At 64.0% G+C, this 16,920-nt stretch carries 17 protein-coding genes; 9 read left to right on the plus strand and 8 right to left on the minus strand.

The window, feature by feature from the left end; translation table 11 throughout:
• Positions 1 to 19 precede the first annotated feature (19 nt).
• From JHW44_RS00255 to JHW44_RS00265, 3 genes are all read right to left on the minus strand, one after another.
• Entirely contained in the window at positions 20 to 1,213 is a 1,194-nt protein-coding gene (locus tag JHW44_RS00255) for an aminotransferase class I/II-fold pyridoxal phosphate-dependent enzyme (RefSeq protein ID WP_089345334.1), read from the minus strand.
• A 114-nt stretch (positions 1,214 to 1,327) separates the two neighbouring features.
• A complete protein-coding gene (locus JHW44_RS00260) occupies positions 1,328 to 2,665 on the minus strand; it encodes an amidase (RefSeq protein ID WP_089345335.1) in 1,338 nt (445 codons plus the stop codon).
• 2 nt (positions 2,666 to 2,667) lie between these two features.
• The gene (locus JHW44_RS00265) at positions 2,668 to 2,844 is read right to left on the minus strand and encodes a DUF1674 domain-containing protein (RefSeq protein WP_089345336.1); all 177 of its coding nucleotides are present in this window, start codon (positions 2,842 to 2,844) and stop codon (positions 2,668 to 2,670) included.
• A gap of 72 nt (positions 2,845 to 2,916) precedes the next feature.
• On the opposite strand from JHW44_RS00265, the gene JHW44_RS00270 reads away from it, so the two are divergent.
• The 7 genes from JHW44_RS00270 to JHW44_RS00300 all read left to right on the plus strand — a co-directional run bounded on the left by JHW44_RS00270 (position 2,917) and on the right by JHW44_RS00300 (position 11,148).
• Entirely contained in the window at positions 2,917 to 4,173 is a 1,257-nt protein-coding gene (locus JHW44_RS00270) for an RsmB/NOP family class I SAM-dependent RNA methyltransferase (RefSeq protein WP_089345337.1), read from the plus strand.
• A 73-nt stretch (positions 4,174 to 4,246) separates the two neighbouring features.
• A complete protein-coding gene (purH, locus tag JHW44_RS00275) occupies positions 4,247 to 5,836 on the plus strand; it encodes a bifunctional phosphoribosylaminoimidazolecarboxamide formyltransferase/IMP cyclohydrolase (RefSeq protein ID WP_089345338.1) in 1,590 nt (529 codons plus the stop codon).
• A complete protein-coding gene (gene lspA, locus JHW44_RS00280) occupies positions 5,836 to 6,516 on the plus strand; it encodes a signal peptidase II (RefSeq protein ID WP_245847307.1) in 681 nt (226 codons plus the stop codon). The genes purH and lspA overlap by 1 nt, the downstream gene beginning before the upstream one ends.
• Positions 6,517 to 6,551: 35 nt before the next feature.
• Positions 6,552 to 7,073 (plus strand): DUF3035 domain-containing protein, encoded by a 522-nt coding sequence (locus tag JHW44_RS00285; RefSeq protein WP_089345339.1) that lies wholly within the window; start codon positions 6,552 to 6,554, stop codon positions 7,071 to 7,073.
• Positions 7,070 to 8,290 (plus strand): cytochrome P450, encoded by a 1,221-nt coding sequence (locus tag JHW44_RS00290; protein WP_089345340.1) that lies wholly within the window; start codon positions 7,070 to 7,072, stop codon positions 8,288 to 8,290. The genes JHW44_RS00285 and JHW44_RS00290 overlap by 4 nt, the downstream gene beginning before the upstream one ends.
• Positions 8,291 to 8,407: 117 nt before the next feature.
• Positions 8,408 to 9,826 carry a M16 family metallopeptidase gene (locus tag JHW44_RS00295; RefSeq protein WP_089345341.1) on the plus strand — a complete coding sequence of 473 codons (1,419 nt, stop codon included), beginning with the start codon at positions 8,408 to 8,410 and terminating at the stop codon, positions 9,824 to 9,826.
• Positions 9,823 to 11,148, plus strand: coding sequence for a M16 family metallopeptidase (locus JHW44_RS00300; protein WP_179217765.1), 1,326 nt, complete (start codon positions 9,823 to 9,825; stop codon positions 11,146 to 11,148). The genes JHW44_RS00295 and JHW44_RS00300 overlap by 4 nt, the downstream gene beginning before the upstream one ends.
• A 47-nt stretch (positions 11,149 to 11,195) precedes the next feature.
• On the opposite strand, the gene JHW44_RS00305 is transcribed toward JHW44_RS00300, so the two are convergent.
• Complete coding sequence (locus JHW44_RS00305; protein WP_179217762.1) at positions 11,196 to 11,372, minus strand: hypothetical protein; 177 nt, start codon at positions 11,370 to 11,372, stop codon at positions 11,196 to 11,198.
• A 128-nt stretch (positions 11,373 to 11,500) separates the two neighbouring features.
• On the opposite strand from JHW44_RS00305, the gene mutL reads away from it, so the two are divergent.
• Both mutL and JHW44_RS00315 read left to right on the plus strand, forming a co-directional pair.
• Positions 11,501 to 13,339: a DNA mismatch repair endonuclease MutL gene (mutL, locus tag JHW44_RS00310; protein WP_089345342.1), complete on the plus strand. Its 1,839-nt coding sequence runs from the start codon at positions 11,501 to 11,503 to the stop codon at positions 13,337 to 13,339.
• 47 nt (positions 13,340 to 13,386) lie between these two features.
• A complete protein-coding gene (locus tag JHW44_RS00315) occupies positions 13,387 to 13,758 on the plus strand; it encodes a DUF3775 domain-containing protein (protein WP_089345343.1) in 372 nt (123 codons plus the stop codon).
• Here JHW44_RS00315 and JHW44_RS00320 read toward each other — a convergent pair whose 3' ends face one another.
• The 4 genes from JHW44_RS00320 to JHW44_RS00335 all read right to left on the minus strand — a co-directional run bounded on the left by JHW44_RS00320 (position 13,759) and on the right by JHW44_RS00335 (position 16,891).
• A complete protein-coding gene (locus JHW44_RS00320; protein WP_272850280.1) occupies positions 13,759 to 14,925 on the minus strand; it encodes a PQQ-dependent sugar dehydrogenase in 1,167 nt (388 codons plus the stop codon).
• Between the two features lie 228 nt (positions 14,926 to 15,153).
• Positions 15,154 to 15,801, minus strand: a complete 648-nt coding sequence (locus JHW44_RS00325; RefSeq protein ID WP_089345345.1) for a pseudouridine synthase — start codon at positions 15,799 to 15,801, stop codon at positions 15,154 to 15,156.
• The gene (locus JHW44_RS00330; protein ID WP_089345346.1) at positions 15,798 to 16,424 is read right to left on the minus strand and encodes a LysE family translocator; all 627 of its coding nucleotides are present in this window, start codon (positions 16,422 to 16,424) and stop codon (positions 15,798 to 15,800) included. Before JHW44_RS00330 ends, JHW44_RS00325 begins: the two co-directional genes overlap by 4 nt.
• On the minus strand, positions 16,421 to 16,891 hold the full coding sequence (locus tag JHW44_RS00335; protein WP_089345347.1) for a GAF domain-containing protein: 471 nt from the start codon (positions 16,889 to 16,891) through the stop codon (positions 16,421 to 16,423). The genes JHW44_RS00330 and JHW44_RS00335 overlap by 4 nt, the downstream gene beginning before the upstream one ends.
• Positions 16,892 to 16,920: the final 29 nt, after the last annotated feature.

Below are 16,920 nucleotides of genomic sequence, written 5' to 3' on the forward strand. Positions count from 1 at the left end.
CCGTTATCCCTCTTTGCACTCAGACGTCATCGTACAATATCCCGCGCAGCCGGGTCAGCGCCTCTTCGGTCTGCGCCTCATCGGCCACCAATGCGACGCGAATGAAACCGCGCCCCGGATTCACCCCGTCAACTTCCCGCGACAGATATGCGCCCGGCAGGACCTGTATGCCGGCCCGGGACCACAGGCGGATCGCTGCTTCCTCGCCATCCTCGACAGGCAACCACAGGAAGAAACCGCCATCCACCGGGCGATATCCCGGCACATTTCCCAGCACGCGGTCCGCAATCTGATATTTCCGCTGATACATGCTGCGGCTGGCGATCACGTGATCCTCATCCAGCCAGGCGGCTTCGCTGACCCTCTGCGCGGGCAGGGACAGCGGCGCCCCGGCATAGCTGCGCAAACGCCGCATCTGCGCGATGTTTTCCGCGCTGCCAGCGGCGAATCCCGACCGCAGACCCGGCAGATTCGACCGTTTGGACAATGAGTTGAACATCACGACGCGGTCGGCTTGCCCCATTTCGGTGGCCACAGCCAGCGCGCCCGGAGGCGGTGCATCGCGATAGATCTCGGAATAGCATTCATCCGCGAAGATCAGGAAATCATGGCGCTCTGCCAGGGCGATCAGCCGCTGCAGGTAGTCGCGCGAGGCAATGGCCCCCTGCGGATTGGCGGGCGAGCACAGATAGGCGATGGCCGTGCGGCTCAACAGGTCTTCGGAAAGACTCTCGTAATCGGGCAGATTCCCGGTTTCCGGCATGGCCGAGACAAAGACCGGCTGCGCCTGGACCGAGGCCGCCGCCACGGCATAGACCTGATAGAAGGGGTTCGGCACCAGCACGACCGGCGGCTGACCGTTCTTGCGCTCGGGGCACAGTGCCAGCGCGGCGTTGAACAGTCCCTCGCGCGTACCGTTCAGCGCCATGATCCGTTCCGGCGCGACATCCAGATCATGGCGACGCTGCAGCCATGTCCCGATCGCGTTCAGCAATCCTGGCGTCCCCTCGTTGGTGGGATATTTCGCGAATTCATGGACATGATCGGCCATCACGGCCGCCACGAAGTCGGGCATGGGGTGGCGCGGCTCGCCGATGGTCAGAACCGTCGGAGCCTCATCGGCCTGCAGGCCCGGTTCGACGCCGGACAACAGCGACCGCAACCGCGGAAACGCATAGTCGGGCAGGTTCGAGAACCGCTCGGGAATTGCCATATCTGCCTCGCTTTCGGGGTCTTTGGCCCCGTTGAATGCCCGGAACTTTAGCCTGATCCCCCTCTTGCGTCCAGACAAAGCCCGGGAAAGGCGGGGCAGTGTTGCAGAGGATGCTCAGATGACAGCCAGGCTGGCTTCGGCCCCCGCGGCCACGCGCAGCAGGTGCCGGTCGCGACCGGCATGGCCCATCAGCATGATGCCACAGGCCGGATGTCCGGTGGGCAGGGTCACGGCAGGCAGGTCCAGCACATTGGCAATGCGGGTGTTGCGCAGGGCCAGCAGATTGGCCTGCACAAAGTAATCCTTGTCGCGCAACAGCCTGTCGGTGCCGGGCGGCAGGATCGGCACGGTCGGCAAGACGACCGCATCATAGCCTGACGCGACCTCCTTGATCCATTTGCGGCGAATGCGCACCAGTTGCTCCCAGGCGGCAACGTAATCCGCGGCACCGACCTTCGCCCCGCCCCGGAAACGCTCGAGGATCGGCGTCCACATCAGTTCCGGCGCATCCTCGATCTGGGCGCGCCAGATCCCATAGGCTTCCGGCGCGAAAAGCTGCGGAGACAGGGCCATGGCCTGATCCATCCAGTCGCTGGAAACATGGGTGATCCGTGCACCCGCCCGGCCCAGACGTTCCAGCGCATCCTGAAAGGCGACAAGCGGGGCCGGATCGGCATCGTCAAAGGGCAGCCCTTCCAGAACCATCAGGCGCAGCCCCTGAGCGCTGGCACCATGCAGATCGGCACCGCGATCTCCGGCCATGACGGCGAAAAGCTCGGCGCAATCCTCGACACTGCGGGCAATGGGGCCTGCGACATCGAATTTCCGGCACAGCGGCACCACGCCCTTTTCGGGCACCGCATCATGGGTCGGCTTGAACCCGACCAGCCCGTTCCAGGCTGCGGGCACCCGCACCGAACCACCGGTATCTGTTCCTATCGCCGCCGCAGCCAGCCCCAGCGCCACCGACACAGCCGCCCCCGAGGACGAGCCGCCCGGTGCCAGATCCGGGTCGAGGGCATTGGGGGGCGTTGCCGTGCTGGGATTGAGGCCCAGACCCGAAAAGGCCAGTTCGCTCATATGCGTCTTGCCCAGACACACCAGCCCCTCGCGCGCGGCGCGCGACAGCACCGTGGCATCCTTGCGCGGGATCCGCGCCTCCAGCAGCCGCGACCCCGCCTCGGTCAGCGTACCGCCGGAATCGACATTGTCCTTCCAGTTGATGGCCACGCCATCCAGAACGCATTTGCGCTGATCGGATTTGGCGCGATCATGGGCGGCAACCGCTTCGGAACGCGCACGCGCAGCCGTGATCCGGGCATAGATGCGCTTGCCATCGGGATGAGAGCGGGCGGCATCAAGATAGGCTTCGGTCTGGTCAATCGGGTCCAGAATTCCCGCCAGCATGGCGCGTCCCTGCCGGACCGCCGATTCACGCAGCCAATCAACCATTTTCAGAAATCCACCGCCAGGCCGTTCTTCTCATAGTCGCCGAAACGGACCGGTTCGGGGCCGTCACGCCCTCCGTATTCCTTGGGCAGCGCGGCTTTCCGGGCTGCGGTCTTGCGGCGTTCTTCTGCCTCGGCAAGCGCGCGTTGGGCAGCGGGCGGCAATTCGGACCGATCACTCATGGAAACATCCTCTCATTCAGCGTAAGGATCACGCTTGTTCTTTCATCAAAGATGTAAGCGAAGGAAAGCGATTTGGCAAAGCCGGGTGAAGACAAGGCGCGAAAGGCAGCGCTGACATTGCTGCAGGGCGTGCGCGACGGCCTGTCGCTGGCGGACCAATCCGCTTCCCTGAAGGCATTGACGCCATCGGAACAGGCCCGCGCCGCAAGGCTGGCGGCCGAGACCCTGCGCCATCAATCCCGCGCCGATCTTGTCCTTGCCGATTACGTCAGCCGCAAGCCCGCCCCGCAGATCGCCGATGTGCTGCGGCTGGGGACGGTGGAACTGCTGCATCTGGGCGGGGCCGCGCATGGCGTGGTGCATGCCAATGTCACGCTCTGCCGTGGATTGGGGAAACGTGGCAATGCCGCAGCGGGCATGGTCAATGCCGTGCTGCGCAAGGTGTCCCGGCATCAGGGATGGCAGGATCTGCCGCCCCAGCCGATGCCGGACTGGCTGCGCGGCCCCGTCGTGGCCGCCTATGGCGAAGATGCCGCGATCGCCATCGAGGCCGCCCATCAAAATGCCGCCCCGCTGGATCTGACCGTCAAGTCAACAGCCACGACTCTTGAAAATGCCGAGCCCCTGCCGACCGGATCCCTGCGCCTGCGCGGACAGGTGCAGGTCAGCGCCCTGCCGGGCTTTGAATCCGGCGACTGGTGGGTGCAGGACGCCGCCGCCGCGCTGCCGGTGCGCCTGCTGGACCCGCAGCCCGATGAACATATCGCCGATCTCTGCGCCGCACCGGGGGGCAAGACCATGCAGCTTGCCGCTGCCGGGGCCAAGGTCGCCGCCATAGACATCAGCTCGGCCAGATTGAAACGCGTCGCCGAAAACCTGTCGCGCTGCGGTCTGTCGGCCAATCTGACCCGCGCCGATGCGCTGACATGGAAACCCGAACAGCCCCTTGACGCGATCCTGCTGGACGCCCCCTGTTCGGCCACCGGAACCATTCGGCGCCATCCCGATCTGCCCTTTTTGCGTGACGGGTCGGGCATGGCGCAGCTGGTCGCGCTGCAATCACGGCTGATCGACCATGCGCTGGAGTTGCTGCGGCCCGGCGGGCGGCTGGTCTATGCCGTCTGCTCGCTTCTGCCCGATGAGGGCGAGGCCCAGATCAAGGCCGCATTGGCCCGACATCCGGGGCTGACCGTGGAACCCGTGACCCTGCCGGGCGCAGAGCCCGCCTGGATCACCCCCGAAGGCGGCATCAGATTGCGGCCCGATTACTGGCCGGAACGGGGCGGAATGGACGGCTTTTACATGGCAAGACTGCAAAAGCCCGCCTGAAGCGGCCTGTGACGCTGGACCTTCCCGCGCCAGAACGATAGTTCAGCGGCAAATCCATCTGCGAGGCCCTGCCATGTCCCATCCCGTCGCCCTGAAACGCGCGCTGATCTCGGTATCCGACAAGACCGGCCTCATCGATTTCGCGCGCCAGCTTGCTGCCCGTGGCATCGAACTTCTGTCCACCGGAGGCAGCGCCAAGGCCATGCGTGAGGCCGGGCTGACCGTAACCGATGTTGCAGATGTCACCGGCTTTCCCGAAATGATGGATGGTCGCGTCAAGACGCTGCACCCCAAGGTTCACGGCGGTTTGCTGGCGCTGCGCGACAACGAGGAACATCTGGCCGCGATGGAGGCCCATGGAATCGGGCCCATCGATCTGCTGGTGGTGAATCTCTATCCCTTCGAGGAAACCGTGGCCAAGGGCGCGGCCTATGAAGACTGCATCGAGAATATCGACATCGGCGGGCCGGCCATGATCCGCGCGGGGGCCAAGAACCACGGCTTTGTCAGCGTGATCGTGGATGTTCAGGACTACGACGCCTTGCTGGCCGAACTGGACGCCAATGACGACCACACCACCATGGCCTTCCGCCAGCGTCTGGCCCAGATCGCCTATGCGCGCACCGCTGCCTATGACGCCGCTGTCAGCACATGGATGGCGCAGGCCATCGGCGAGGAAACGCCGCGCCGCCGCGCCTTTGCCGGCACGCTGGCCCAAAGCCTGCGCTATGGCGAAAACCCGCATCAGCAGGCCGCCTTCTATGTGACCGGAGACAGCCGCCCCGGCGTGGCCACCGCGCAGCAATGGCAGGGCAAGGAACTGTCCTACAACAATATCAACGACACCGACGCCGCCTTTGAACTGGTCGCGGAATTCGATCCCGCCGATGGTCCGGCATGCGCGATCATCAAGCACGCCAATCCCTGCGGCGTTGCGCGTGGCGACAGCGCCATCGAGGCCTACAAGCGCGCCTTCGATTGCGACACGACCTCGGCCTTCGGCGGCATCGTGGCGCTGAACCAGCCGCTGGACGGGGCAACCGCCGAAGAAATCGTGAAGATATTTACCGAAGTCGTCATCGCCCCCGATGCAGATGAAGATGCCAAGCGCATCTTCGCCGCCAAGAAGAACCTGCGCCTTCTGACCACCGGCGGCCTGCCCGATCCGCGTGCGGGCGGCATGACCTTCCGCCAGGTTGCGGGTGGCTTTCTGGCCCAGTCTCGCGACAATGGCCATGTCAGCCGCGACGCGCTGAAGATCGTGACCGAGCGCCAGCCCAGTGCCGAAGAGCTGAACGATCTGCTCTTTGCATGGACCGTCGCCAAACATGTGAAATCCAACGCCATCGTCTATGCCAAGGATCTGGCCACCGTGGGTGTCGGCGCAGGCCAGATGAGCCGCGTTGACTCCACCCGCATCGGTCGGCGCAAATCCGAAGACATGGCCCAGGCGCTTGGCCTGTCCCAGCCGCTGACCATCGGCTCGGCCGTGGCCTCGGATGCCTTCTTCCCCTTTGCCGACGGCATCGAAGCCCTCGCCGAAGCCGGTGCCAAGGCGGTGATCCAGCCCGGCGGATCGATGCGCGATGAGGAAGTGATTGCAGCGGCCAACAAACTTGGCCTAACGATGGTGTTCACAGGACAGCGACATTTCAGGCACTGATGCAACAGGAACTCCCGCTGGAGATTGCGCCGGAACCGGCACCCAAACCCAAGCGCCCCCGCGCGCCGCGCAAGCCCAGCCCGCCTGTGCGCGCGAACATGCGCCTGACGGCATGGATCGCCCTTGCCGTCATCGTGCTGGATCAGGCGCTGAAATATCTGGTGGTTCACGGCCTGCATCTGGATGAGGTCCGAAATCTGGATGTATTCCCGCCCTGGCTGAACCTGCGCATGGCGTGGAATCAGGGCGTGAATTTCGGGTTGATGGCTTCGGATCAGAATCTGACGCGATGGATTCTGATCGCGGTGGCGGTGGTGATCTGCACCTGGGTCTGGATCTGGATCTGGCGCAGTGCGGCAGGATTGCTGGCCCGGATCGCGGCGGGATTTCTGATCGGCGGGGCCATCGGAAACGTGATCGACCGGATCTGTTATGGCGCGGTCGCGGATTTCCTGAACATGTCGCTGCCCGGCTGGCAGAACCCCTACAGCTTCAACGTCGCCGACATCGCGATTTTCGCCGGGGCCATCGCGCTTGTTCTGGTGCCGCAGAAGAACCCGGCCGCCACCAGGACCGCCTCGAAACCCACCGCCAAACCGCGTGGCAGGAAGGCGGCCAGCCCTTCGTCGGCACCAGCGTCAAAGACCGGGGACAACCCCCGTGACGGCGGCGAAAAATAACGCTAGAACGGGCACGAATGACAAAGGGGCGAGGAATGCGGGCATTTGCACTGATGATCAGCGTCGCGCTGACGACCGGGCTGGCAGCCTGTAGCGGCGATCCGCATCTGATGAACATCGAATCCGGCCAGTCGAGCCCGGATGAATTCGCCATCCTGCCGACCAAACCCCTGTCCATGCCGCCGGATCTGGCGATTCTGCCGTCCCCGACGCCGGGAGGCAGCAATATCACCGATCCGACACCGCAGGCCGATGCCGTCGCCGCGCTTGGCGGAAATCCGGCACGGCTGACCGATCAGGGCATCTCGGCATCGGATCAGGCATTGGTGGCCTATGCCGCGCGCCGCGGCACCAATCCCGCGATCCGCACCGAATTGGCCGAGGCCGATCTGAAATGGCGTTCGCGCCATTCTCGCCGTCCGCTGGAGGCACTGTTTGGCACCTCGGTCTATCTGCGCGCCTATCGCTCCATGACACTGGATGCGGAATCCGAACAGCTGCGCTGGCAGCGGGCCGGCGCACGCACATCGACATCTCCGGCACCGGAAACGGAATGATCCCCGGCTTCGATCCGACTTCGGTCGTGTTCGGACAAGACCCCTGGCCCAGCTATGCCGCCCTGCGCAGCCAGAAGGGCCTGCCCTTCTGGCCCGGCTTTGACGGCTATCTGGCCGCGCGTTTCGAAGATGTGCGCCAGATCGCACTGGACCGGCGCATGGTGCGCGGCACCGAAAGCTTCGCCACGCCCGAGGAACGCCGCCGCCTGCAGGTCGCGGCAAATTTTCACGACATGCCGTTTCACGAACGCTTCGTGCAGACCTCGATGCTGGAAATCGACGGCCCCGACCATGACCGGCTGCGCCGGGCGGTCTTTCCCTTCTTTACCAAGACCCGGCTGGAATCGCTGCGCGAATGGGTCACGGATTACGTCTGCCGGTCGCTGGATCGAATTCTGGAGCAACGCTCTTTCGATTTCATCGCCGGTCTTGCTGCAGATCTTCCCGGCCAGGTCATTGGCCATCTGATCGGCACCGACCCGGAACTGGCACCACAAATGACGCGCTGGTCCGAAGATGTGGTCAGCTATTTCGACATTGACCGCAGCGCCGCCAAAAAAGCCCGCGCCGAGGAAGCCACGCGGCTTTTTCACGACCTGTTGCAAGACCTCTATCAGCGCCGCAAGGTCGCGCCGCGCGATGATCTGATCAGCGCAATGATCGGCGCCGAAGTGGCCGGTCTGCTGACCCATGACGAATTGATCGCCACCGTGATGCAGATCCTGCATGCCGGTCACGGATCGACGATAGATGTGATGGGCAGTGGCCTGCATGCCCTGTTGGTCAACCCCGAGCAGATGGCACGCCTGCGCAGCGACCCCGGCCTGATGCCCACGGCGGTGCAGGAAATGTTCCGCTATGCCGCGCCGCTGCCGTTCTTTCACCGTTTCGCCAGCGAAGACCTGACGATTTGCGGGCGCGACTGGCCCAGGGGCACGAAATTCGGCCTGCTTTACGCCAGCGCCAACCGCGACCCCGCCGCCTTCGACCGTCCCGACAGTTTCGACATTGCGCGCAAACCGAATGTCCATCTGGCCTTTGGCGCGGGTCCCCATGTCTGTCTTGGCAACAATCTGGCACGACTGAACATGGACATCCTGTTTTCTGCCCTGCTGACGCGCACCTCCGACATCAGGCTGTCAGGTTCAGTGCTCTGGAAAACCGGACTTCAGGCGCATGGCCCCCTGTGCCTTCCGGTCACCGTGACGCCGGCATAGACACAGGCCGCGAGCCGCTTTCCGGTCACCATGCCACACATTAGCGCGAGTCAGGCTTGCGCCTGCAGCCGCCTGCGTTCAGATTTCTTCGCAGGAAAGAGGAGGTTGTTCCCCCCAATGCGCCCATTCGCCTTATCCGTCGCCCTGCCGCTGATGCTGTTGCTGGCACCGCCGGCCGCCGTGGCCGAGATGCCGGAAGACATCAGCCATTTCACCCTGCCCAACGGTCTTGAGACCGTCGTGATCGAGGATCACCGCGCGCCGGTCGTGGTTCAGATGGTCTGGTACCGGATCGGGGCCGCCGATGAGGTGCCGGGCAAATCGGGCATCGCGCATTATCTGGAACATCTGATGTTCAAAGGCACGGACAAGATGGAGCCGGGCGAATTCTCGAAGACCGTGACCGCCAATGGCGGCAGCGACAACGCCTTTACCTCTTATGATTACACGGCCTATTTCCAGCGCATCGCCTCGGACCGGCTGCCGCTGATCATGGAGATGGAGGCCGACCGCATGGCCAATCTGAAGATCGGCGAAGATGACTGGCAGGCCGAAAGGCAGGTGGTTCTGGAAGAGCGCGCGCAGCGTGTCGACAGCGACCCGCGCGCCCTGTTCGCCGAGGAACGCGATGCGATCCAGTTCTACAACCATCCCTATGGCCGCCCGATCATCGGCTGGCGTCAGGAAATGGAGGGGCTGACCCGCGAAGACGCCATCGCCTGGTATGACGCCCATTACTCCCCTGATGATGCGGTGCTGATTCTGGCCGGTGATGTGACCCCTGAAAAGGCGCGGGAACTGGCCGAGGAATTTTATGGCGACATTCCCGCCAAGGGTAACACGACCCCTCGCCTGCGGCCTCAGGAACCGCAACAACGCGCCCCCCGGCGCATTGAAATGCAGGATCCGCGCGTCGCCCAGCCGACCTTCACGCGCAGCTATCTTGCGACGGAACGCAATCCCGGCGATCAGGCTCCGGCAGCGGCGCTGACCATTCTTGCCGAACTGCTTGGCGGCTCCATGCAGACCTCGGTTCTGGGGCGCGAGCTTGCCTTGCCGGGCAAGGCGCTGTGGATCAATGCCAGCTATGACGGGCTGTCCGTCGATCCCACGACCTTCACCCTGACCATGGTGCCCGCCGATGATGTCGACCCCGCGCGCGCGGAACGGCTGCTGGACGAGGCGCTGGCGAAATTCCTGAAGCAGGGACCGGATGAAGCGGACCTTGAACGGGTCAAGACCCGTATCCGCGCTGCGGAAATCTACAGCCGCGATTCAGCCCATGGCCGCGCCTATGATTATGGTCAGGGCCTCAGCATCGGGCTGACCATCGACGATGTGAATGACTGGCCCGACATCCTGGCCGCTGTCACCGCAGACGATATTCGCAAGGCCGCCGCAAGCCTGCTGAACAGCAAGGCCACGGTATCAGGCTGGTTGCTGCCCGCCCCGCCAGAGCAGCCCGCCGGCGCAACGCCTGTCAAGGCCAAGACGCCGCCCGCCCATGCAGCAACCCAATCCGAGGTGCAGAAATGATCCGTGCCGCCTTCGCCCTGTTTCTGGCGGTTCTTGCCGTTCCCGCCCATGCCATCGACATCCAGCAGGTCACATCACCCAAAGGGGTCGAGGCTTGGCTGGTCGAAGATCATTCCATCCCCTTCGTGGCGCTGAAGCTGGATTTCAAGGGCGGTGCCAGCCTTGACGCCCCCGGCAAGCGCGGAGCCATCAACCTGATGACCGCCACCCTGGAAGAGGGCGCGGGCAAGCTGGATGCGACAGAATATGCCCAGGCGCTGGAAGATCTGGGCGCAAGGCTGAATTTCGATGTCTCTGACGATTCGCTTGGCATTTCGATGCAGGCGCTGACCGAAAACCGCGATGAGGCCGCCGGTCTTCTGGCGCAGGCGCTGGCTCAGCCCCGTTTTGATGACAGTGCGGTAGAACGGGTCCGGGCGCAGGTTCAGGCCATCATCCGCTCGGAAGCCAGCGATCCGCAATCCATTGCCGCCAAGGAAATGGCTCGTCAGGCATGGGGCGATCACCCCTATGGCAGCTCGATCAATGGGACGCCCGACAGCGTGGCAGCCCTGACGCGCAAGGATCTGGTCACCGCCAAGAACCGTGTACTGGCGCGGGATCGCGTCGTGGTCGGCGCCGCAGGCGACATCACCCCCGAGGAACTGGGCCTGATGCTGGACAAGATTCTGGGCGGCCTGCCTGAAAAGGGCACGGCCCCCCTGCCCGAACAGGCCCAACTGCAGCTGACTGGTGGTGTTACCGTCATCGACTGGGACAGCCCGCAGACCATCGTCAGCTTTGCCGGGCCGGGCCTGCCCATCGACGACCCTGACTATTTCGCGGCATATGTCGCCAACCACATCCTTGGCGGTGGCGGTTTCAGTTCGCGCCTGATGGAAGAAATCCGCGAAAAGCGCGGGCTGACCTATGGTGTCGGCACTGGGCTTGCCACCGGAATCTATGGGCAGACATGGCGCGGAGGCATGGCCGGATCGAATGCCACGACCGGGCAGGCGATCGACCTGATCCGCGCCGAATGGGACCGGATGGGGCAAGAGGGCGTCAGCGAACAGGAACTGGCCGATGCCAAGACCTATCTGACCGGCGAATACCCCCTGCGCTTTGATGGCAATGGCAAGATCGCCTCGATCCTGTCGGGCATGCAGCTGATCGGATTGCCGATCGACTATATCAACACCCGCAATGCCAGGGTCGAGGCCGTGACCGCCGATGACGTCAAACGCGTCTCGCAGCGACTGTTGAAGTCCGACGAGTTGCGCTTCGTGCTGGTCGGGCGCCCCGAAGGTGTCCAGACCGAAGACGATGCCGGACAGGATTGACCCGGAAACCGATCCCGGCCCCACGCATCAGGGGCCGGGATCACGACTTATTTGACCTGCACCGCGCCGCTTCCCCCAAGCGCGGCACCTGCCACGGCACCGGCCGGCCCCGCCACCACGGCACCTGTCGCGGCACCGGTGGTCGCCCGGGTCGCGGTATTCTGCCCACAGGCGACAAGCGCGACCGAGGCCACACCAACAAGCATCATCTGAACGGTCGTCATGGCGATCTTCCTTTCCTGTTCATTCGATCTCAACAGTCAACCGATCCGCAGGCATATTGGTTGCAACGGCACCCGGAACCGTGACGAGGAACTTTCGACTCATCCCGAGAACTGCTAGATATGGACGCATGACCCGCCACGCCCCCAACATCCGCCCGATCATCCGCCAATTGGATGATGCGACGGCGAACCGTATCGCCGCGGGCGAGGTGGTCGAACGCCCTGCTTCGGCTGTCAAGGAACTGGTCGAGAACGCGCTGGATGCCGGGGCGGAACGGATCGATGTCACCATTGATCAGGGCGGCAAGCGCCTGATCCGGGTCAGCGATGACGGCTGTGGCATGACCGCCGAAGATCTGCCGCTGGCCCTTTCGCGACATGCCACCAGCAAGATCGACGGCAGCGACCTGCTGGCCATCAACAGTTTCGGCTTTCGCGGCGAAGCCCTGCCGTCACTGGGTGCGGTGGGGCGGCTGACCATCACCTCGCGCGCGGCCGGGGCCGAGGGAGCCGAGATTTCGGTGAAGGGCGGCAAGGTCGGTCCCGTGCGTCCGGCGGCGGGAAATCGCGGTACGGTGGTCGAATTGCGCGACCTGTTTCATGCCACGCCTGCGCGGCTCAAGTTCATGCGCAGCGACAGGGCCGAAACGCAGGCCGTGACCGACACGATGCGACGGCTGGCCATGGCCGAACCCTATGTCGGCTTTACCCTCAGCGCCGATGGCCGCAGCCTGTTTCGTGCCGATGCCGAACAGGGCGATCTGTTCGGAGCCCTTCAGGCAAGGCTGGCGCAGGTCATGGGCCACGATTTCATCGACAACGCCATCCCCATCGATGCCGAACGCGAGGGCATCACCCTGACCGGCTTTGCTGCGCTGCCGACCTATTCGCGCGGGGCTGCGGTGGCCCAGCATCTCTATGTCAACGGGCGGCCGGTACGCGACAAGCTGCTGACCGGGGCGTTGCGCGCAGGCTATATGGATGTGCTGGCTTCAGGCAGATATCCCGCCGCGGTTCTGTATCTGACCTGCGATCCGCAGCTGGTCGATGTCAATGTCCACCCCGCCAAGGCCGAGGTCCGCTTTCGCGATCCCTCGGCCGCGCGCAGCCTTGTGGTTTCGGCCCTGCGGCATGCGCTGGCCAATGCCGGGCATCGCGCTTCGTCAACGGTGGGGGATGCGACGCTGGCGGCATTTCAGCCCGAGGCCAGCCAGCCCTCGTCGGCGCGGCGCTATCAGATGGAATACCGCCCCTCGGCCACGGCACGACGGGCCTCATTCGACCTGCAGGCTCCGGTCCCCGCTTCCCCCGCGCCCGACCACGGCTTTGCCGAAACCCCATCGGCCCGCTTCGAGGAAACCGCCACGGATGACAGCCAGGTCCTGGCCCCACTTGGTGCGGCCCGCGCGCAGATTCACGAGAATTACATCATCGCCCAGACCGAGGATGGGCTGGTCATCGTCGATCAACATGCCGCCCATGAACGCCTGGTCTATGAGCGTCTGAAAGCGCAGGCCGACAGCAATGGTATCCCGTCACAGGCGCTGCTGATCCCCGAGATCGTGGAGCTGAGCGAATCCGATGCCGCACGCATCCTGTCGATCCGCGACGAACTGGCAGAACTGGGCCTGATCATCGAGGCTTTCGGCGGCGGCGCCATTGCCATCCGCGAAACCCCCGCCATGCTGACCCGGTTGGACGGCCCGGCGCTGATCCGCGACATCCTGGACGATCTCAGCGATCAGGGGGCCTCGGACCGCCTGCGCGCGCGGATCGACGCGGTGCTGTCCTCGATGGCCTGCCATGGCTCTGTCAGATCCGGGCGGCGCATGAGTGCCGAGGAAATGAACGCCCTGCTGCGCGAAATGGAGCGCACGCCGAAATCGGGGCAATGCAATCATGGTCGTCCCACCTGGGTCAAACTGCGCCTGTCCGATATCGAAAGGCTGTTTGGCAGAAGGGATTGACCCGCCCGCCCTGCGGCGCGACAACTGGGCAACCGCAGGAGGTTTTCATGCTTCAGATCAGCCCCGAAAAAATCGCCCATGTGATCATCCGTGCCCGTGAATATGACAGCGGCGTCAATGCCTGGGCGCATCAGGGGGGCGGCCGACAGCACGGAAACCGCACCGAACTGCATGACTTCATCGCGGGGTTGAACGAAGACGAACAAGCCAGCCTTGTCGCCGTCATGTGGATCGGTCGGGAGAGTTTCGACGCCGCCGATCTGGACGAAGCCATGCGCACGGCGCGCGAGGAAAACACCACACCGACCGAAGATTACCTGATGGGCGAACCGCAGCTGTCCGACCTGCTGGAGGCCGGCATGGATGCGCTGGGTCTTTCGCCCGAGGATGCCGAGGACGACCTGCAGAAACCGGTCTGATCAGCGCGGTGTCATCCTGATCAGCGCGCCGCCGTCCTCGTCGGTCAGCAGCATGATCGCACCGTCCTGTGCCACATCGACATCGCGCACCCGGCCGACATTCTGCAGATAGCGCGCCTCTCCGACGACACGATCCCCCGACAGTTTCAGGCGGACGATCGAACTTGACTGCAATCCGCCCAGCAGCAGGTCGCCATTCCAGTCCGGGAACATCTCTCCCTCATAGAATACCAGCCCGCTGGGGGCGATCGAAGGATCCCAGTAATAGACCGGCTGTTCGGTCCCCTCTTTCTGCGTCAGCCCCTCGGTGATCTGTTCGCCACTGTATTCGGTGCCATAGCTGACATCGGGCCAGCCGTAATTGCGCCCGGCCTGTGGCTTGTTCAGCTCATCCCCGCCCATCGGACCATGTTCGGTCGTCCACAGGGATCCATCGGGCGCAAGCGCCGCGCCCTGCATATTGCGATGCCCCCAGGACCAGATCTCCGGCAGGGCACCCGCAACGCCGGGCTTGCCCATCGGCGCGCCGGTCAGCGGGTCGATCCGCACGACCTTTCCCAGGGTCGTCTGCAGATCCTGCGCGGCATGGCGGAATTCGTTGCCGCCCCGCTCGCCGGTGGTGACGAACAGCCCGCCCTTGTCGTCCAGGACCAGACGCGATCCGTAATGCAGCGTCGACGGATAGGGCGTCTGACGCCAGATGACACGGGCATCCTCGACGCGGGTCGCATCTTTGGACAGGACGCCGGTGGCGACCGACACATGGGTCAGATTGTCGGGATCGCGTTCGGCAAAGCTGACCCACAGGCGGCGGGTGTCGGCGAAATCGTCACCGACGATCACATCCAGCAAGCCCCCCTGATCTTCGGCATCGACCTTTGGCAAACCGGTGATCGGCGCCGACAGCGTTCCGTCGGGCGCGACAAGGCGCAACCGGCCCGGACGTTCGGTCACCAGCCAGCTGCCATCGGGCAATTGCGCCATGCCCCATGGATGCTCCAGCCCATCCACCACCGTCCTGTGCGCCACGGCAACGCGTGGCAGGGCCGGTGCGCGGGTCTGGTTTTCAAAGGCCGGTTCCTGGTCCGAACCATTGGGCGGACGGTCATTGAAACCCTGGGCGGCAGCGCATCCCGCAAACAGACTGGTAAGGACAAAAGTCTTCATCGCATTCATGGCACTCTATCCCTTGCAAAACTCTTGCCATCATAGCGCAGAGCGATCCCTTGCGTCCCGCAATTTGGATCACCTCCGCGTCAGGCCACCGATCCGACCGTTTTCGTCCGAAGGGCCGGGGGCGCGCTGCCGCGATGAGGGGGGCCGAAGTTCGTGAAAATGCCGGATCCATGCGCATGGCCCGGTGCAAGGGCAGCCCTGTCGCGGGATTGGCCCGGCCTAGAAGGGCACGGGCGCCCTGAAGGTCATCTGCATCCCGCTGTCGGGATGTTTCAGGCGCAAGCTCTCGGCATGCAGCATCAGGCGCGGGTGATCCGCCGCCGCCCCCGAGGCATAGAGCGGGTCGCCCAGAATGACGTGACCGGTGCTGAGCATATGCACCCGCAGCTGATGGCTGCGTCCGGTCAGGGGGAACAGCCGCACCCGTGTTTCGGTATCGCTGGACTTCATGACGCGCCAATCGGTCTGGGCGGGCTTGCCTGTCTCGTGATCGACCTTCTGACGCGGGCGATTGGGCCAGTCGACGATCAGCGGCAGATCCACGCGCCCGGTCTTGGGCTCCAGCCGCCCGTCAAGCCGGGCGATATAGACCTTTTTCGTGCGCCGCTCTTCGAATTGCCGGGACAGATTGCGCTGCGCATGGGGTGTCAGCCCGAAAACCATCACCCCAGAGGTATCCAGATCCAGCCGGTGAACCAGCAGCACGGTCGGGAACGCGCCGCGCAAACGCTCGATCATGCAATCGGCCTTTTCAGGGCCGCGCCCTGGCACCGACAACAGCCCCGAGGGCTTGTTCACGACAAGAATTTCGTGATCGGCATGGATGATCTCGGGCGCATCCATGGGCGGAGCGTAGACAAAGCTCATTTCGCGACCAGACGGATGGCCAGCCCCGCGAACATGACCGCCGCGATCCGGTTCACAAGGCCAAGCTGCTTGCCGATCACATGTCCCGCCACGCCGCCGACGATGCCATACCCGATGGTCACCAGCGTTCCGGTCAGCGCAAAGATCAGCCCCAAGCCCAATATCTGCTGCCAGACAGGCCCCCAGTCGGGATTGGTGAACTGCGGCAGAAAAGCCAGCAGGAACAGCACGGGCTTGGGGTTCAGTGCATTGGACAGAAAACCGCGTTTAATGATGTTCCACGGCCGCACGCTGCCGCGCGCCGAAGGATCAACAGGCCCGGCATTCCAGCTTTTCCAGGCCAGCCACAGCAGATAGGCCGCCCCGGCATATTTGATGGCCCGCAGCGCCTCGGGATGGGCGGCCACAACCGCACCCAGACCCGCAGTTGCCATGGCCAGATGCATCAGGACGCCAAGGCCGACCCCGAAACCCGCCAGAACACCAGCACGCGGACCGCCCTGGATGCCGCAGGCACTGGCAAAGAACACATCCTGACCGGGGGCGAAATTCAGAACCAGCCCGCCGGCGATGAAGGCCGTAAGCTGTCCGACCGGAATATTGGCAAGGGTTTCCCAGATCATGCTGCCTGCGATGCTCCGATCTGTCCAAAGACCCCCGCAAGGATCTGCCCCAGCCGGGCCGCATCCTCTTCGGTAAAGGCATCTTTCTGATTGCTGTCGATATCCAGAACGCCGATCACCCTCTTCTCGCGGTCGAATACCGGCAGGACCAATTCGGACCTCGTGCTGCTGCTGCAGGCGATATGGCCGGGAAATGCATCGACATCGGACACGATCTGGGGCTGACCGCTGCGCGCCGCCGCGCCGCAGACCCCGCGCGAGAAGGGAATCACCAGACAACCATGGCCGCCCTGATACGGCCCGATCTTCAGCAATTCGGGTTCCGTGACACGGTAGAAACCGGTCCAGTCGAAACGATCATCGGAATGATGAATTTCACAGGCCATCGTCGCCATCAGCGCGACCACGTCGGTCTCGCCTTCGGTCAGGGCATGGATTCGGGCGGCAAGCGAGTCATAATCACACATTCTTCCCGTTTACGCGCTCGCCCACCGGA

The organism is Paracoccus seriniphilus (genome assembly GCF_028553745.1).
Classification (GTDB): Bacteria; Pseudomonadota; Alphaproteobacteria; order Rhodobacterales; family Rhodobacteraceae; genus Paracoccus; species Paracoccus seriniphilus.

What these genes read in the sequence shown, in the direction of transcription:
- JHW44_RS00335 (WP_089345347.1), bottom strand. Translation starts at nt 16,891, where the DNA reads ATGTGTGATTATGACTCGCTTGCCGCCCGAATCCATGCCCTGACCGAA.
- JHW44_RS00290 (WP_089345340.1), top strand. Translation starts at nt 7,070, where the DNA reads ATGATCCCCGGCTTCGATCCGACTTCGGTCGTGTTCGGACAAGACCCC.
- JHW44_RS00285 (WP_089345339.1), top strand. Translation starts at nt 6,552, where the DNA reads ATGCGGGCATTTGCACTGATGATCAGCGTCGCGCTGACGACCGGGCTG.
- JHW44_RS00325 (WP_089345345.1), bottom strand. Translation starts at nt 15,801, where the DNA reads ATGAGCTTTGTCTACGCTCCGCCCATGGATGCGCCCGAGATCATCCAT.
- JHW44_RS00265 (WP_089345336.1), bottom strand. Translation starts at nt 2,844, where the DNA reads ATGAGTGATCGGTCCGAATTGCCGCCCGCTGCCCAACGCGCGCTTGCC.
- JHW44_RS00315 (WP_089345343.1), top strand. Translation starts at nt 13,387, where the DNA reads ATGCTTCAGATCAGCCCCGAAAAAATCGCCCATGTGATCATCCGTGCC.
- JHW44_RS00255 (WP_089345334.1), bottom strand. Translation starts at nt 1,213, where the DNA reads ATGGCAATTCCCGAGCGGTTCTCGAACCTGCCCGACTATGCGTTTCCG.
- mutL (WP_089345342.1), top strand. Translation starts at nt 11,501, where the DNA reads ATGACCCGCCACGCCCCCAACATCCGCCCGATCATCCGCCAATTGGAT.
- purH (WP_089345338.1), top strand. Translation starts at nt 4,247, where the DNA reads ATGTCCCATCCCGTCGCCCTGAAACGCGCGCTGATCTCGGTATCCGAC.
- JHW44_RS00295 (WP_089345341.1), top strand. Translation starts at nt 8,408, where the DNA reads ATGCGCCCATTCGCCTTATCCGTCGCCCTGCCGCTGATGCTGTTGCTG.
- JHW44_RS00305 (WP_179217762.1), bottom strand. Translation starts at nt 11,372, where the DNA reads ATGACGACCGTTCAGATGATGCTTGTTGGTGTGGCCTCGGTCGCGCTT.
- JHW44_RS00260 (WP_089345335.1), bottom strand. Translation starts at nt 2,665, where the DNA reads ATGGTTGATTGGCTGCGTGAATCGGCGGTCCGGCAGGGACGCGCCATG.
- JHW44_RS00330 (WP_089345346.1), bottom strand. Translation starts at nt 16,424, where the DNA reads ATGATCTGGGAAACCCTTGCCAATATTCCGGTCGGACAGCTTACGGCC.
- lspA (WP_245847307.1), top strand. Translation starts at nt 5,836, where the DNA reads ATGCAACAGGAACTCCCGCTGGAGATTGCGCCGGAACCGGCACCCAAA.
- JHW44_RS00300 (WP_179217765.1), top strand. Translation starts at nt 9,823, where the DNA reads ATGATCCGTGCCGCCTTCGCCCTGTTTCTGGCGGTTCTTGCCGTTCCC.
- JHW44_RS00320 (WP_272850280.1), bottom strand. Translation starts at nt 14,925, where the DNA reads ATGAAGACTTTTGTCCTTACCAGTCTGTTTGCGGGATGCGCTGCCGCC.